General features: G+C 56.6%; 15 protein-coding genes. 6 read left to right on the top strand and 9 right to left on the bottom strand.

What is annotated here, in order from left to right:
* The first annotated feature begins 37 nt into the window (after positions 1-37).
* On the top strand, positions 38-1444 hold the full coding sequence (locus ACQY5R_RS15250; RefSeq protein WP_428609890.1) for a PhoH family protein: 1407 nt from the start codon (positions 38-40) through the stop codon (positions 1442-1444).
* Positions 1445-1585: 141 nt separating this feature from the next.
* Here the strand turns inward: ACQY5R_RS15250 and nudB are convergent, their stop codons facing one another.
* From nudB to ACQY5R_RS15205, 9 genes are all read right to left on the bottom strand, one after another.
* A complete protein-coding gene (gene nudB, locus ACQY5R_RS15245) occupies positions 1586-2023 on the bottom strand; it encodes a dihydroneopterin triphosphate diphosphatase (RefSeq protein ID WP_428609889.1) in 438 nt (145 codons plus the stop codon).
* A 113-nt stretch (positions 2024-2136) separates the two neighbouring features.
* Complete coding sequence (gene aspS, locus ACQY5R_RS15240; protein ID WP_428609888.1) at positions 2137-3927, bottom strand: aspartate--tRNA ligase; 1791 nt, start codon at positions 3925-3927, stop codon at positions 2137-2139.
* Between the two features lie 128 nt (positions 3928-4055).
* Positions 4056-4691 (bottom strand): DUF502 domain-containing protein, encoded by a 636-nt coding sequence (locus ACQY5R_RS15235; RefSeq protein WP_428609887.1) that lies wholly within the window; start codon positions 4689-4691, stop codon positions 4056-4058.
* A gap of 9 nt (positions 4692-4700) precedes the next feature.
* On the bottom strand, positions 4701-4973 hold the full coding sequence (locus ACQY5R_RS15230) for an FmdB family zinc ribbon protein (protein WP_428609886.1): 273 nt from the start codon (positions 4971-4973) through the stop codon (positions 4701-4703).
* 462 nt (positions 4974-5435) lie between these two features.
* Positions 5436-5837 carry a c-type cytochrome gene (locus tag ACQY5R_RS15225; RefSeq protein ID WP_428609885.1) on the bottom strand — a complete coding sequence of 134 codons (402 nt, stop codon included), beginning with the start codon at positions 5835-5837 and terminating at the stop codon, positions 5436-5438.
* Positions 5838-5948: 111 nt separating this feature from the next.
* A complete protein-coding gene (locus tag ACQY5R_RS15220) occupies positions 5949-6725 on the bottom strand; it encodes an ABC transporter permease (RefSeq protein WP_428609883.1) in 777 nt (258 codons plus the stop codon).
* Positions 6722-7492, bottom strand: coding sequence for an ATP-binding cassette domain-containing protein (locus ACQY5R_RS15215; RefSeq protein WP_428609881.1), 771 nt, complete (start codon positions 7490-7492; stop codon positions 6722-6724). The genes ACQY5R_RS15220 and ACQY5R_RS15215 overlap by 4 nt, the downstream gene beginning before the upstream one ends.
* 8 nt (positions 7493-7500) lie before the next feature.
* Positions 7501-8472, bottom strand: coding sequence for a YVTN family beta-propeller repeat protein (locus tag ACQY5R_RS15210; protein ID WP_428609880.1), 972 nt, complete (start codon positions 8470-8472; stop codon positions 7501-7503).
* A gap of 1 nt (position 8473) precedes the next feature.
* On the bottom strand, positions 8474-9643 hold the full coding sequence (locus ACQY5R_RS15205; protein WP_428609879.1) for an ABC transporter substrate-binding protein: 1170 nt from the start codon (positions 9641-9643) through the stop codon (positions 8474-8476).
* A gap of 216 nt (positions 9644-9859) precedes the next feature.
* Here ACQY5R_RS15205 and ACQY5R_RS15200 point away from each other — a divergent pair, with 216 nt between their 5' ends.
* The 5 genes from ACQY5R_RS15200 to ACQY5R_RS15180 all read left to right on the top strand — a co-directional run bounded on the left by ACQY5R_RS15200 (position 9860) and on the right by ACQY5R_RS15180 (position 16145).
* Positions 9860-10186, top strand: coding sequence for a hypothetical protein (locus ACQY5R_RS15200; protein WP_428609878.1), 327 nt, complete (start codon positions 9860-9862; stop codon positions 10184-10186).
* A 33-nt stretch (positions 10187-10219) separates the two neighbouring features.
* Positions 10220-11122, top strand: a complete 903-nt coding sequence (locus tag ACQY5R_RS15195; protein WP_428609877.1) for a substrate-binding periplasmic protein — start codon at positions 10220-10222, stop codon at positions 11120-11122.
* A 700-nt stretch (positions 11123-11822) separates the two neighbouring features.
* Positions 11823-13013: a porin gene (locus ACQY5R_RS15190; RefSeq protein ID WP_428609875.1), complete on the top strand. Its 1191-nt coding sequence runs from the start codon at positions 11823-11825 to the stop codon at positions 13011-13013.
* A 380-nt stretch (positions 13014-13393) separates the two neighbouring features.
* Positions 13394-15124, top strand: a complete 1731-nt coding sequence (locus tag ACQY5R_RS15185) for a PQQ-dependent methanol/ethanol family dehydrogenase (protein ID WP_428609874.1) — start codon at positions 13394-13396, stop codon at positions 15122-15124.
* Positions 15125-15497: 373 nt separating this feature from the next.
* The gene (locus tag ACQY5R_RS15180; protein ID WP_428609873.1) at positions 15498-16145 is read left to right on the top strand and encodes a response regulator; all 648 of its coding nucleotides are present in this window, start codon (positions 15498-15500) and stop codon (positions 16143-16145) included.
* The last annotated feature ends 75 nt before the right edge of the window (positions 16146-16220 follow it).

Raw genomic sequence — 16220 nt, 5'->3', positions numbered from 1 at the left:
GACTACCCCTCTCAACCTTATGCAGGATAAGCCGCAAATGAATGATCAGGAGAAGCGCCGCCTGTTCGTGCTCGACACCAATGTTTTAATGCACGACCCCACCTCTATCTTCCGTTTTCAGGAGCACGACATCTTCCTGCCCATGGTGGTACTGGAAGAGCTGGACAGGGGCAAGAAGGGCATGTCCGAAGTGGCCAGAAATGTCCGCCAGGCATCCCGCTTTCTGGACGAGCTGATGAGCGGCGCGAGCAAACAACAGATTGATGCCGGGCTGCCACTGCCGGCACCGCAAAACGGTAAAAGTGCCACGATAACAACCGGCGGCCGGCTGTTCTTCCAGACCACGGCACTGACCAACGACCTGCCGGCAACCCTGCCGGGCAACACCCCGGACAACAACATCCTCAGTACCGCGCTCACCCTGCAGCAGACCCATCCGGACATGCATGTCGTACTGATCTCCAAGGATATCAACCTGCGCATCAAGGCCGCCGTGCTGGGTGTACCGGCTGAAGATTACTACAACGATCAGGTACTGGACGACGTTAACCTGCTGTATAGCGGCGAAGCGGAATTGCGGACCGACTTCTGGGAAAGTCACAGTAAAAACCTCGACTCCTGGCAAGAGCAGGGCCGCACCTACTACCGCATCAAGGGCGAAGATACCCAATCCTGGTACCCCAACCAGTGCCTGTTCCTGGACGACGATTCCAATTTCGAGGCGATCGTCCGCCGCCGCGACGGTGACGATGCGATTATCGAGATGGCCACCGATTTCCGTAGCGCCAACCACTCGGTCTGGGGCATCCGGGCACGCAACCGGGAACAGAACTTCGCCATCAACATGCTGATGGACCCGGAGGTGGACTTCGTGTCGCTGCTTGGCACCGCCGGCACAGGTAAAACCCTGCTGGCGTTAGCGGCCGGCCTCACCCAAACCCTGGATATGAATATCTACCGGGAAATCATCATGACCCGGGTAACCGTTCCGGTGGGTGAGGATATCGGCTTCCTGCCCGGTACCGAAGAGGAGAAGATGACGCCCTGGATGGGCGCGCTGATGGATAACCTGGAGGTATTGACCCAAACCGAGGGTGGCGAATGGGGCCGCGCCGCTACCGACGAACTTTTGCGCTCGCGCATCCGCATTCACTCGCTCAATTTCATGCGCGGCCGCACTTTCCTGAAGAAGTACATCATCCTGGACGAGGCGCAAAATCTCACCTCCAAGCAGATGAAAACCCTGATCACCCGGGCCGGACCCGGCACCAAGATTGTCTGCCTGGGCAATGTGGCGCAGATCGACACCCCCTATCTGACCGAAACCACATCGGGTCTCACCTACGTCGTCGATCGGTTCAAAGACTGGGAGCACAGTGGACACATCACCCTACTGCGGGGCGAGCGTTCACGTCTGGCGGACTACGCTTCGGATACGCTATGAGGGACAGAATCGGTGCCAACAGGGCAGGCTGTCATCGCGGGTAGAGGTGTAGGGGCAACCCCCTGTGGTTGCCCTGGACATCGATTGGGCAAACGCGAGTCATCCGCGTGGGCACAATAAGCGCACCCACCCCACAAAGCTTCAGCCCGGCAAGAGCCGTAAAATAGCATCGCGATTGGTCCAGGAACTGGCCCGACGGACCGCCTGCCTGGCGGGCAGCCAGCGCATCTCACTATGCTCCCGGGGATTGAGCCGGATCAGTCGGCGATTCGGCAGGCGAAAATAGAAGAGATGTTCCCGATTGTAGTGGGACGAGGGGGCAAAGCGATGGCGCCAGGCCGGCAGAATGGGAAATCGCTCGGTATGGCGGGCATCCTGTAGCCGGCCCTGGTGATGCAGCCCGGTCTCTTCCAGCAGTTCCCGTTCGGCCGCCTGACGGGGCGTTTCACCCCACTTCAAGCTGCCGGTAACCGACTGCCAGAACCCCTTGGGCTGAGTCCGGTTGAGCATCAGCACGTCGCCCTGGTCGGTGTAAATAACCACCAATACCGATTCGGGGCGTTTATAGGATGATTTCACCGTTTCACCTGGTCACTTTTTAGCACCGCCAAAGATTGTCGCTCGAATAGAGGCGAGCCGTGAACAAGTGGCATGCGGCCGGACCCGCGATGCGGATCCGGCACGACAAATGATTAGCCCTTCTCTTCCACCTGCGGCGTGCGCACTCGGATCGAGAGTTCACGCAGCTGCGCGGAGCTCACCTCGGAGGGAGCCGCCGTCAGCATACAGGCGGCGGTCTGGGTTTTGGGGAAAGCCATCACATCGCGGATCGAGCTGGCGCCCGCCAACAACATCACCAGGCGATCCAGGCCGAAAGCGAGACCACCATGGGGCGGACAGCCATATTTCAGCGCCGACAACAGGAAGCCGAACTTCTCCTCGGCCTCCTCCTCACCGATGCCGAGCAGCCGGAACACCTTTTCCTGCACGGCACTGGTGTGGATACGAATCGAGCCGCCTCCCACCTCGGTACCGTTCAACACCATGTCATACGCGCGCGACAGGCAAGCACCGGGATCACTCTCCAGCAGATCGATCTGATCTTCCTTGGGTGCCGTGAAGGGGTGATGCAGGGCATTCCAGCGAGCACCGCCGTCATCCCATTCAAACATCGGGAAATCGACCACCCAGACGGGGAACCAGCCGGCTTGCATCAGTCCGCGGTCCTCGCCCAACTTGACCCGTAAAGCGCCCAGCGCTTCATTAACCACGGAAGCCTTGTCCGCACCGAAGAAGATCAGGTCGCCATCCTGCGCGCCGGTGCGCTGCATGATACCGTCGACGGCCGCATCCGGCAGGAATTTGAGGATCGGCGACTGCAGGCCTTCACGCCCCTGGCCAGACCAGTCATTGACCTTAATATAGGCCAGGCCGCGGGCGCCGTAGATCCCGACGTACTTGGTATATTCATCGATCTCCTTGCGAGTCAACTCGCAACCCTTGGGCAGGCAGAGGGCCGCTACCCGTCCCTTGGGATCCTTGGCCGGGCCGGAGAACACCTTGAAGTCGACCCCGTCCATCAGATCCGCCACATCCACCAGTTCCAGCGGACAACGCAGGTCGGGACGATCGGATCCGAAACGGCGCATCGCCTCGTGATAGGTCATATGCGGGAACGGATTCGGCAGCTCGACATTCAGTACCTGCTTGACCACACCACGGATCATCACCTCCATCGAGTCCATGATGTCGGACTCGCTCATAAAGGAGGTCTCGATATCCAGCTGAGTGAATTCGGGCTGACGGTCGGCCCGCAGGTCCTCATCCCGGAAACAGCGTACGATCTGATAATAGCGATCCATACCCGACATCATCAACAACTGCTTGAACAGTTGGGGCGACTGGGGCAGGGCAAAGAAGTGACCCGGATGGGTTCGCGACGGCACCAGGTAATCGCGCGCGCCTTCGGGCGTCGCCTTGGTGAGCATCGGCGTCTCGATATCCAGGAAGCCGTTGTCGTCCAGATAGCTGCGCAGCGCACGGGTAACCGCCGCGCGCAGCATAATACGCTTTTGCATCTCCGGCCGGCGCAGATCCATATAGCGGTAGCGCAACCGTACCTCTTCAGAGACACGCTCATGCTCATCCAGTTGGAATGGCGGGGTCTCGGAACGATTCAACACATCCAGGCCCAGGCCCAGAATTTCGATTTCACCGGTCGCCATGTCGGGATTAACTGTGCCTTCCGGGCGGGCACGTACCCGTCCCCGCACCTTCAGCACATACTCATTGCGCACATGCTCGGCCGTTGAAAAGACCTCCGGCAGGTCAGGATCATAGACCACCTGGACCAACCCCTCCCGATCCCGCAGATCGATGAAAATCACACCGCCATGATCACGCCGCCGGTGAACCCAACCGCAAATTTCGACCTCTTGGTCGATATGAGAGGCGTTGATATGACCGCAATAGTGGGTGCGCATACTCGAAATTACCGTTACTGACTGATTTCGGGCGAGAAATTCGCCCGACGAGAAAAACAGGAAATTTTAAGGTTTGGACCCTGCCGGTGCAAGCACCGCGTCCAATTAATTGAGGGGCGGAAGCAAAATCAGGCGGTTTCTCCAGCCTCCTGCAGGGCCGGTTTTTGCGGGTGCGGCACCACGGCCCCCATGGACATGAGCATTTTCAGGCCATCGTCCACGCTCATCTCCAGCTCCACCACATCTTCCCGCGGCACCATCACAAAGTAACCACCGGTGGGGTTGGGGGTCGTCGGGACGTAGACATTGATCACATCGCGACCGGTCTTGTTCTGGGCCTCTCCCACATCGATACCGGTCTGAAACGCCAGGGTCCATAGCCCCTTGCGTGGAAACTCGATCAATAACACCTTGCGGAAGGATTGCCCTGCCTCGCTGAACATGGTTTCGGCCAGCTGCTTGGCCCCGGAATAGATCGACCGAACCAGCGGAATGCGGGCCAGCATCCGCTCCCAGACCGAAATCAGCGAACGTCCAAACAGATTGGCGACGAATACGCCGGTGACAAATACGATCAGGATGGAGACCACCACCCCCAACCCCGGAATAGAGAATCCCAACAGATTCTCCGGCCGGTACGCCGCCGGTATCAGCAGCAGGGTCCCATCCAGCCAGCGTACCAGCAGGCGCACCACCAGCAACGTGATGCCGAGTGGCACCCAGACCAGCAGGCCTGCTACCAGGTAGCGGCGAATGAATTTCATAGCAGGCAGTTAGGCGTCACAACCACCGCAACCGCCGCTAGCACAGGCCGGTGCCGGTTTGGCATCCGCCTTCTCCGAACTGTGCAGATTTTTCTGTTTGCCACTTTTGAAATCGGTTTCGTACCAACCCTGTCCCTTCAGGCGGAAACCGGCGGCAGAGATCATCTTTTTCAGAGTCGGCTTGGCGCATTCCGGGCAGTCGGTCAACGCCGCGTCGCTCATCTTTTGCATCGCCTCCAGCTCATGGCCGCAGGCTTCACAACGGTACTCATAGATCGGCATGCATTTTACTCCTGAGAACTCAAACACCCTGAAACGTTAGGGGAACAAAATCGCTGTGGATTCTAACACAGTTGTCAACGGGTCAAAGGATTTCCTGACTATCGGTTCGAAATGCCCCAAACGCCCCTGCGATACCCGGTTCAGCGGAAAGCGCCGTATACGGCGTTTTCATCGCTGCTCCACAACAAAACGCCACGATGAAAAGTGGCGGCCGTCATGGGTCATCGGTAAATTTGGGGTCACGCTACACGCAAATCAAGGGCTCGGTCGGCCAGGTGAGTGGCGAAAGTACGTGTCGTAGGCGAGTTATACCAGCCGCTGGTTTCAATGGTTTGAAGGGGCTAAACAGAACGGATCAGGCACCCGGATAGTGGGCACCTAAAACGGGATCACAAGAGAATAAAACGAGGCGGACTGTCAGGATGGGGCGCCAAACCGCCCCACCTGAAGCATATCGGTGCTTTATTTCAGACTTTTCAGATACTCGATCAAGAAATCCTGTTCCGTCACATCGGTGATAGAGACATGGCGCATGCGGGTATTGGGCACCAGCTTCTCATTGTTGGCGATCCATTTGCGCAGGTTCGCTTCGGTCCAGACAATCTTCGCCTTCTGCATGGCTCTCGAGTAGACAAAACGCGGCAAGGTTCCGGCAGGCCGCCCCACCACACCACTCAGCGAAGGACCAAAGGAGTTAGTGGCAGAATCCGGCGAATGACAGGCTTTGCAGCGATGCGTAAAGGCAGCCTTACCGGCGGCAACCATGGCCTCTTTGGTGGCATTGTCGTTCATGGCAAACGCGGCCTGCATTGAACTGATCGAGAGTAGACTGAAAGTGATGAAGAGAAGCACGCGGTGTTTCATTTTCCCGGTCCTGTTGTGATGAAATTGGCTCTATTTATAGGCGTTCCACCCGGTCACTCTCAATAAGACTTAAGTAGGAACCGCCGGCTATCAGATCATTCAAATTCGCCGTCAAGTGCGCTGAAAACGCCACACCGCCAGTGCCAAAAACAGCACCAGCGACACGCCGACCACCGCTACCGAGAGCTTGTCTACCTCCAGGTAAAGGCTGAAGCGAATGAATTCGACCACATAGGTGAACGGATTGAGGCGGCAGACCTGCTCCAACAACGGGCTGGCTTCACCGATCTTCCAGATGGGATAGAGGGCCGAGGAGAGAAAAAACAACGGAAAGATGACGAAATTCATGATACCGGCAAAATTCTCCAGCTGCCGAATGGCGGATGAGAGCAGCATCCCCAATGAGCCGAGCATCACCCCGGAAATAATTAGCGCCGGCAGCACTGCCAGATAGCCCAGCAACGGCAGGCGGATATCCGTCAACCAGGCAATGAACAGAAACAGATAGACCTGCAACACCGATACCACCGCACCGGCCAGCAGTTTACTGAACAGCAGGAACCAGCGCGGCGCCGGCGCCAGCAGTAGGATGCGCATGCTGCCCAGCTCCCGGTCCACGATCAACGACAGCGAACTTTGCATGCCGTTGAACAACTGCACCATACCCATCAGCCCGGGCACGATATAGGTTTCGTAGGTGATATAGGTTTCATAGGGCGGGATAATGGAGACGCCGAGCGCTGCCCGGAAACCGGCCGCAAACACGAACAGCCACATCAACGGACGCACCAGGGCGGCCAAAAACCGTTCACGCTGCTGTAAAAAGCGCAAACACTCACGCATGACGATGCCGCGAAACGGAATCCAATAACCGCGCCAACCGTTCACAGGGCCACCGCCTGGTCAGCGTAATCGCGCTCCGCCAATTGCGCGAACAGCTGCTTCAGATTGTCTGCCTGGCGCGCTTGCAACAGTTGCCCACAAGTGCCCTGCCCGACCACGCGCCCCTTATCCAACAGGGAGACGGTATCCGTCTCATACACCTCGTCGATCAAATGCGTGGTCCAGAGTACGGCAATGCGCTTCTCTTCCGACAACCGATGCACGTGATCCACCAGTTGCTGCCGGGTCGGTACATCCAGCCCCACAGTCGCCTCATCGAACAGCAGCAACCGCGGCTCATGCAGCAGCGCCCGGGCAATCTCAACCCGGCGCCGATGGCCGCCATTCAATTGACGAATCCGCTGCCGGCGCTGCGCCGTCAAATCGAAGCGCGCCAACTCTTCGGCAATGCGTCGTTTCGCCTGCTTGACTCCGAGCCCGTTGAGGGCGGCAAAGTAACGCAGATTCTGCTCCACCGACAGATCCAGATCCAGGGTTGGCTGTTGAAACACCACGCCCAGGTGTGAGAGCGCTTTAAGGCGCTGGCGCTGAATATCCAGCCCGGCGATGGAGACGCCCCCCTCCTGCAGGCGACTGAGACCGGTGATCAAACTGAACAGGGTGGTCTTGCCAGCCCCGTTCGGCCCCAACAAGGCATGAAAACCACCCGCCTCGATGTGCAGATCGATATCGGCCAGTGCCGCCCGATCCGCCCCCCGGTAACGGTAACCGAGGGCGGAAACATCCAGGGCATAGGTCTCATTGGAGGACACGAAATCTCCTAGGGGCGAACGGCGATACCCCAGGGGTATCGTCCCACCTTGATCGATTTGATCGCCTTCTGTTCCGCCACATCGATCACGGTCACGTCACCGCTCACACCGTTGGTGGTCAGCAGGTAGCGGTTATCGGGGGTAAACGCCATATGCCAAACCCGGCGGCCGACAAGAATATACTTGACCACCTCATAGGTTTTACGGTCCACCACCGCCACATGGTTGGCTGGACCGAGCGCCACATAAGCGTAACGCCCGTCTGCCGTCAGTTTGATACCGACCGGCTGTATCCGATCCGGGTGTATCCCCTTGATCGAAAACTTCACCTTATGCGTCACCAGCTTGCTGTCGGTATCGATGATGGACACGGTACCACCGATCTCGGCAGAGGCCCATAGCGTCTTGCTGTCGGGCTCAAACTCCACATGCCGCGGACGCTGATCGACCAGGGTGTTATCGATCAACTGGAAGGTATTGGCATCCAACCAGTGCACCATATTGGTGGTTTCAGACGTATTCACCGCCCAGCGACCATCTGGACTGATGGCCATCCCCTCCGGTTCCACCCCAACATCCACCTGCGCCACCACGGTATGGCTATCCACATCGACTACCGTCACCAGATTATCGTTTTCGTTGGCAATGTAAAGGTGGCGGTTGTCCGGATGCAGGGCAAACTGTTCCGGATCTTCGCCGGAGGGCAGTTCGCCGACCACCTTTTGTTGTTCGATATCGAATATCTGTACCGTATCGTCGTCTGAAGCGCAGATGTAGAGGGCCTTCATATCCGGACTAAGTATGATCCCGCGCGGTCGCTGTCCAACCTGGACCGTGCCGATAACTTCAAGGCGATCGGTATCGATCAGACTGATGGTATTATCCTTTTCGTTGGAGACGTAGGCTGTGGCCGCACTGGCCACAGAAACCAATCCGGTTATGAACCAGAGAGCTGCTACCAAACCGATACTTCCGCGCATGCTAATTCCTCTTACAGTGGACCTCGGGCCGATCAAAACCCAGGGTATCCAGTTCGCTCACCCGGTGCAGATAACCCTCCTGCGGTGATTGGGTCACCAACGAACGGGCACCGGTGAGCGCCACCGGCTGGCGTAATTGCCCCGACCAGGGGCGATAGGAGAGTTTCCGGCCCTTGTAGGCCGCCAGTTCAAATTCGGGACTTTGGATATACTGGCTGATTTTGTCGGACACGGACGATCCGGTGCGGACAGCCCCTTCGACGACGGAGCGCACGGCCGCCCAGGCGGCATAGTCCCGGGCATCCATCGGTCTCCCGGAAAACTTCACGAAGCGGTCCTGAAGCTGCGCCGCCCCCCACTGTTCAATAGTCCAGTACCAGGCGGTCGGAAACAGCCCCTGGGTGCCCGCCACCGGCCGCGGTGCCCAAGTGCGATACATCAGGTATTCACCGAAGTCACCCAACTCATCGGCCACGATCAGTACGTCGTAATCGGCCCCCTGGGTCAGACGCGGCACTTCCGCCTGGGCGGTACGCCGGGCATCCCGGCCGCCATCCCAGATTTTCTGTTCGACAATTTGTGCTCCAAATTTTTTTGCCGAACGGCGCATGGCCTCGGCAAACCGCTTGTCCCCCTGCAGTGGCCCCTCTACCAGCATCCATTTGGACCAGCGTTTCTTCATCAGGTACTGGCTCAGCGCATCGCTCAGCATGGCCCGGCTGGGCAGGGTGTGGAGTAAATTTTTACGGCACTGCTCTACCCGGAAGCGATCGTCAGGGGCCGCGACATTGAACATTAGCTGTGTCTCATCGAGGTCGGCCCGCAGTACCGCATCCAGCGTAACAGCCGGCAAATCAAGAATCACAAACCGCTCTTTTGCCGTCTTTAGCTGCTCGATGATTTCCGCACGGCTTGCCTCGGGCGCAAAATTTATTTCCCGCAGCGAAAACTGCTGTCCGGTAAAGCGCCCTGTCGTATTACTGTCACGGATAGCCAGTCGCGCCCCGGCCGGCCCTTCATCTTCAGCAACGGCTAGCAGATTGGATAATACCGGTGGTCGCTCGACCTGTTGCTTGACATAAAGCAGCGAGATCCGTTCGGCATCCGCCGACCAAGACTGTGATGACAGGGCGAGGCAGACAAAACTGGCAATGACCCATTTATGAAACATCCTCACTCCCGGTCGTCTGAACAAGCCTGTGCCGGCAGTTTATCCCGTGCATCTTGGTAACGATCAATGCGACAAAAGTCGCATTGAGAAGGGCTGGCAAGCGAGCGAGACTCTGTCTGACCCGTCTTTAACCGGAGAGGATCCTGATATGAGTCAATATATGTCAACGTGGGTCACCGGTTACCCTCAGCAGCAACCAGCCGGACAGGTCAACTGATGCGCCCGATCCGACTCTTTTTTCTGTTGACCCTTTGCCTTGCCGGTACCGGTGCGCAAGCCGGCGGGGAACAGGCAACGCTGTTGTTTGAAAACCACTCGACCCATGACGTAAAGGTGGTGGCTCCGGGACGCGCCATCATTCTGCCGGCCGGTGGCCCCTCGCAAACGATAACTTTCGCGCCGGAGGACACCCTGGGAGTCCAACTCAATATCTGGTGGCGGGACAATCCGCGTGAGCTGTGCCGCCTGTTTACACCCTGGTCACGGCGAGTACAGATCGCCGGCCGCCAAACTATCGTCTGCCTCTCCGATGACCCGGAATAAACCATCCGACCGAACTGTGATGTGAGAAAGAACATGCCGACCCTATCCAGAGACCGACTCCCTCTACCTGCCGTTTGGGCGCGGCTGTTCGTGCTGCTTGTGGCGATCTGCAGCTTTATGCCAAGCGCTTTTGCCCTCTCCTATGACGACATCATCAACAAAGGGGAAATCTCCATCGCCGTTTACCGCGATTTCCCACCTTTCTCTTATCGACAGAAAGGCGCACTGGTCGGCATCGATATCGACATCGCCCGATATATCGCTCAACAACTGCATGTCAGGGCCAACATTATCGAGCAGACCGCCGATGAAAATGTCGATGATGATCTGCGCAACGCCATCTGGAAAGGGCATTACCTGGGTGGCGCCGTTGCAGACATCATGCTGCATGTTCCCTACGACCGGGAGTTGGCGCTACGCAACGATCTGGTCGTGCTGTTCGGTCCCTACCTGAAAGAGGAGATTATTACTGCACGCAACATTGCCAAACTGGGCAAAGACGCCACCCTGGCGCTTTTTCGCTATGAAAAAATTGCCGTCGAGCTGGACTCCTTGGCGGATCTCTATCTATCCGGTGCATTTGGGGGCTCCATCCGCGCCAACCTACTGCACTTCAAGACCACCGAAGAAGCCGGTCAGGCGGCACTGCGCGGCGAAGTAGCGGGATTAATGGGGCCACGCTCGCAGGTGCAGTACAGTTTGCTATCCGGGCTGGAGCAGTTCGACTTGGGCAAGGTACCCACTCCGGGCTTGACAAAGTCCGACTGGCTTATCGGCGCTGCCGTCAAAAACAACTATCGGCAATTAGGTTATGCGGTGGAGGACATCCTGGCCAGCATGGTACGAGACGGCACGATGGCGAAGATCTTCAAACAGCACCGCATCGAATACATGCCGCCCAGCCTTGACTATCTGGCCGGCGCCGGCCGACAGTAATCACCTCCCACGGATTTCAATCGCCCACCCAACTAGATTCTTCGCACCCCACGTCGCACGACGTGTCGCCGCTGGTAACTATCCCGACCGATATAGTCATGGTCGGTCGATTCACATCGACATCCTTGCCGCACTCGTCCTTCCTGGACAGATTTGAGCGGTACGGATCCCACTACCACCCCTGCCGATTACTTGCGTACGATTTAACAGGGCCGCACCAAACTCAAAAAAACATCGGCATGCCGTTAAGATGATACGGCATTACCACACGACGCCCGTTCATCTGGGTTAAATCACTTTCCTTTAATATTGCAAGAACGAAAAGGGCATTCGCCAACCATCCAGACCCAACAGACAATTAGATAACCGGGTTTAAACCGTTTTATTCGTTAATCAGGCGTACCGCCTCTCCCTGCAACCGTTCACCACCGATCCCTATTCGACTTTTTGTTAATCTACTTTCCTCTATTCGACTTTTAGTCAATCTACTTTTAGCCAACCTACTTTCCGTCAATCTACCTTTTTCCAATAGCTGATAAACCTCGCGTCTCTAAGAATTACCGCGCAGCAAAAACAGTGTGGAGGGGTGCCTATTGCCGCATCGCTCCCAGTAAGCAAAGACCGAGTGGGTGACCTGGGGAAGCAGATCAATAACGACCTAAACGGTTTATCACGATAAATCCAGAGGAGTACAACTTAAATGAAACTATCCAAACTCGTAATGGCTATGTTAGGGGGAGTCTGTGTAGCCGGTGCCGGCAGCGCACAGGCCGCCTCTTGGGAGGCCGGCGACTGGACACTGGGCCTAGGCGGCAACATAAACGCCTTTTATACCGTTACCTCCTGCGATAGCGGCGACCTGAATGCCGGCGGCACCACGCTGGCCAGGCTGGCCTGCGGATCCGCCACCAACACGGACAACCACTCCGTCTCAAACGGACTATTGCCCGCCTCGCTGAACTTCAGTGCCAAGACCCGGCAAGATGGTTATGATCTGGGCGCCAATATCAATGTCTATTACGGCTTGACCTCACAGGGCGGTGCGGGCAGTGATGCACTGGCGTTTTCCACCGTGGATGCACGTCAAATCTACCTCACCTTCGGCAACGCCAACATGGGCACCATCACCATGGGTCGTAACTTTGGCCTGTTTGCCCTGGACGCCATCCTCAATGACATCAGCCTGATTGGTTCAGGCCCAACCTTTACCGCTGACGACCCCGGGCATACCACCCTGGGCGGATTGGGTTACGGTTACCCTTATACCGATCGCTTGGCCCAGATCAACTGGACCCTGCCGACCTCGGGCGGCTTCTCCGCCACCATCGGTGTATTCAACCCACTGGACGGCGTGGAATCCGGCGGCGGCAAAGCGGCCGGTAACGCCAACCCTGGCTTCCATGGCAAGGTTGGCTACAACTGGGAAGGCAGCACACCCGGCATGATCTCCGCCACCTATCTGGTTCAGGACGTAGACTTAACCACCGGCGCTTCCAGCCAGATCGAAGGCTGGGATATCTTCGGCAAGGTGAGTATCGATAATTTTGGCCTGGCTGGTTACTACTTCCAGGGTGACGGCATGAGCACGCTGGCACTGGGCGGCCTGGTGTTCCCCGGTTTCAATCAAGCCACCGGACAAGCCGAGGAGTCGAACGGTTACTATCTGCAAGGCACTTATCAATTCGGCAAAACCAAACTGGGTCTGAACTGGGGCGAAAGCGAACAGAAAAAAGTGTCGCCGGTTGAGAACCGTCGCGTCACCCTGGGCGTCTATCACAACCTGACCTCATCCCTGACCCTGATGGCGGAATACTCCGACATGGAGAGCAAGACCTCTGTCGGCTCGGACGAAACCTCAGCGTTCAATCTGGGCGCCATCTTGTTCTTCTGATTTAACTGTGCGGCGTAAACAAATCTGCAACTGATTCCCAGCAGATTGAAGCACATTTCAGGCCGGGCTTTGCCCGGCCTTTTTTATTGCAACCGCACAACAACCTTGTCCAAAAATATTTATTGACAATCGTACTACGCGTTTCCGTCAGCGACGCTTTCGATAGCCAATCTGCCGCGCAGCAAACAACCCATTCATTCTACTAATGACCCATTTTTATTTTTTGCTGCGCAGTAACTAAAAACACGCATTCGACTTTTTTCCAATAGAGGCTTGTTGCCATATCCACTACAACTATCAATGCAGTAATTACCATGAGGGACACCACCTGGCACTACCCTCATGTCAGATAACCATATGGATACCCATGGGGGAGTAGAATGAAACAAGTCTCACTAGCACTGGCCATTTCGCTGGCCATTTCCGTAACAGCGCAAACTGCCAGCGCCAATGTTACCGACAAGGATATTTTGAACGATCAAAATATCACCACCCAAGTCGTCACCGTTGGCATGGGCCTTCAGGGTCAGCGTTTCAGCCCGCTCAAACAGATCAACCACGACAACGTAAAGAAACTGTTACCTGTCTGGTCGTTCTCCTTTGGCGGAGAGAAACAGCGTGGCCAGGAGACTCAACCGATTGTCTATGATGGCATCATGTACGTTACGTCATCCTATTCACGCGTGTTTGCCGTTGACGTCAAGACCGGTGAAGAACTCTGGCAATACGATGCGCGGCTGCCGGACGGTATCATGCCGTGCTGTGACGTCATCAATCGCGGTGCCGCCATCTATGGCGATATGATCTATTTCGGCACACTGGATGCCAAGCTGGTCGCCCTTGACCGCATGACCGGCAAGGTGAAGTGGTCAAAGAAGATCGGTGACTACAAGGCCGGTTACTCCATCACCGCCGCCCCCATGATTGTCGAAGGTAAAATCATTACCGGCGTCTCCGGCGGTGAATTCGGCATCATCGGTAAAGTTGAAGCCCGCGATGCGAAGACCGGTGAACTGGTCTGGTCACGCCCTACCATCGAAGGCCACATGGGTACGCTCAACGGTAAAGAGAGCACCATGACCGGAAAGAAGAACGCCACCTGGCCAGGCGATATGTGGAAATACGGCGGCGGTGCCACTTGGCTGGGCGGCACCTACGATGCCGAGACCCGCACCATCTTCTACGGCACCGGCAACCCGGCTCCCTGGAACTCCCATCTGCGCCCGGGCGACAACCTCTACAGTACTTCACGTATTGCTATCAATCCGGACAACGGTGAAATCAAGTGGCACTACCAGACCACGCCGAACGACGGCTGGGATTTCGACGGTGTAAACGAAGTCGTCTCATTCAATCTTGACGGCAAAAAACTGGCCGCCACCGCGGACAGAAACGGCTTCTTCTACGTACTGGACCGTGAAAAGGGCAAGCTGGTCAACGCCACGCCTTTCGTACGCGACATCACTTGGGCCAAGGGGATTGATCTGAAGACCGGTCGTCCGATCTACAATGACGACAACCGCCCCGGCAACCCGACGGCCTCCAGCGATGGCAAGAAGGGTAAATCGGTATTTGCCGTACCTTCATTCCTCGGCGGTAAAAACTGGATGCCTATCTCCTATAGCCAGGAGACCGAACTGTTCTACGTCCCCTCCAATGAGTGGGGTATGGAGATCTGGAATGAGCCGGTGAACTATAAAAAAGGCGCCGCTTATCTGGGTGCCGGCTTCACAATCAAACCGCTGTTTGAGGACTATATCGGCTCCCTCAAGGCCATCAACCCGAAAAACGGCAAGATTGTATGGGAATACAAAAACAATGCGCCGCTCTGGGGTGGCGTCATGACCACCGCCGGTGGCCTGGTATTCACGGGTACACCGGAAGGTTACCTGAAGGCCTTTGACTCCAAGACCGGTGAAGAGTTGTGGAAATTCCAGACCGGTTCCGGCATCGTGGGACAGCCGATCACCTGGGAACAGGATGGCGAACAGTATGTGTCGGTGGTTTCCGGCTGGGGTGGTGCCGTCCCACTGTGGGGTGGTGAAGTGGCCAAACGGGTCAAAAACCTGAATCAAGGTGGCAGCGTCTGGACCTTCAAGATCCCCAAATGAGACGCCCCGACAAACTCTCAGCGAAATGGGTAGCAAACTGACTGGGAACACAGCGGCGTAGAGGATCTTCTCCTGCGCCGCCGTACCGCAGACGGTGAGTTGAGAGGGTAAAAAACAAGGCAGTGGGGGCAAATGCTTCCACTGCCTTCATCCGTTGCGCATCTGAAGCGCCGGCGACGCGGCCGAACAGGGAACATCGGGCCAATACATAGGGGCCCTATCCAAGGACGTACCGATCTGCGAGAATCGGCCAACCTGTCCTATACTGTTGGACTATCGGTTATTGAATGACCGGGTCATCAATCAGTAGGGTGATATAATTACTAAAAACAGACTAGTCACCAGTCACTGTTCAGCTAAAGAGTCTTGAAACATGCCCAAGTTCCTTGTAGCAGACGATCATCCCCTGTTCCGCGATGCCCTACGGCAAGTCATTGAAGAGTACTTTGATGACGTGGAGATCGTTGAAGTTTCTACCCTGGATGAGGCAGTCAAACGAGCCAGCGAGGATTTCGACCTCGATCTGGTACTGCTAGACCTACGCATGCCGGGATCGGAAGGATTTTCCGGATTGGTAGCCATCCGCAATGCCGCCCCTACCGTTCCGGTGGCGATCGTTTCGGCTTCCGAGGATCCGGATGCAATCCGACGCGGGCTTACCTGCGGCGCCTTTGGCTTTATTACCAAATCAAGCCCCAAGGCACTGATTGCCGAAGCAATCAAAACCGTCCTGGCCGGCGGCACCTACGTGCCGGATGAACTGGAGAAGGCGCAGATGGAGACCGGGCCACGCTCCACTCTCGATCATGAATTCCAGAAAAAATTTGCCCTGCTTACCCCGGCCGAGCTTAGCGTTTTGCAACACCTGACTGAAGGTAAACCAAACAAAATCATCGCCTGCGAACTGGATATCAAGGAGTCGACGGTCAAAGCACATATTTCATCGGTATTGCGCAAGCTCGGAGTCAACAGCCGAACCCAGGCGGTACTGGCGGCACAGAAATTGGGCAATATGGAATAGACCTGAGCACCGTAGTTAACCGCGAAGTGCGCAAAGTACACAAAAAAGATACGACGATTCATCCAGCTATCCGAT

The organism is Sedimenticola sp. (genome assembly GCF_050289425.1).
In the GTDB taxonomy this organism is placed as follows: Bacteria; Pseudomonadota; Gammaproteobacteria; order Chromatiales; family Chromatiaceae; genus Sedimenticola.
The sequence above is the reverse complement of the archived record's forward strand: the minus strand, read 5'-3'. Positions and strand labels throughout refer to the sequence as shown.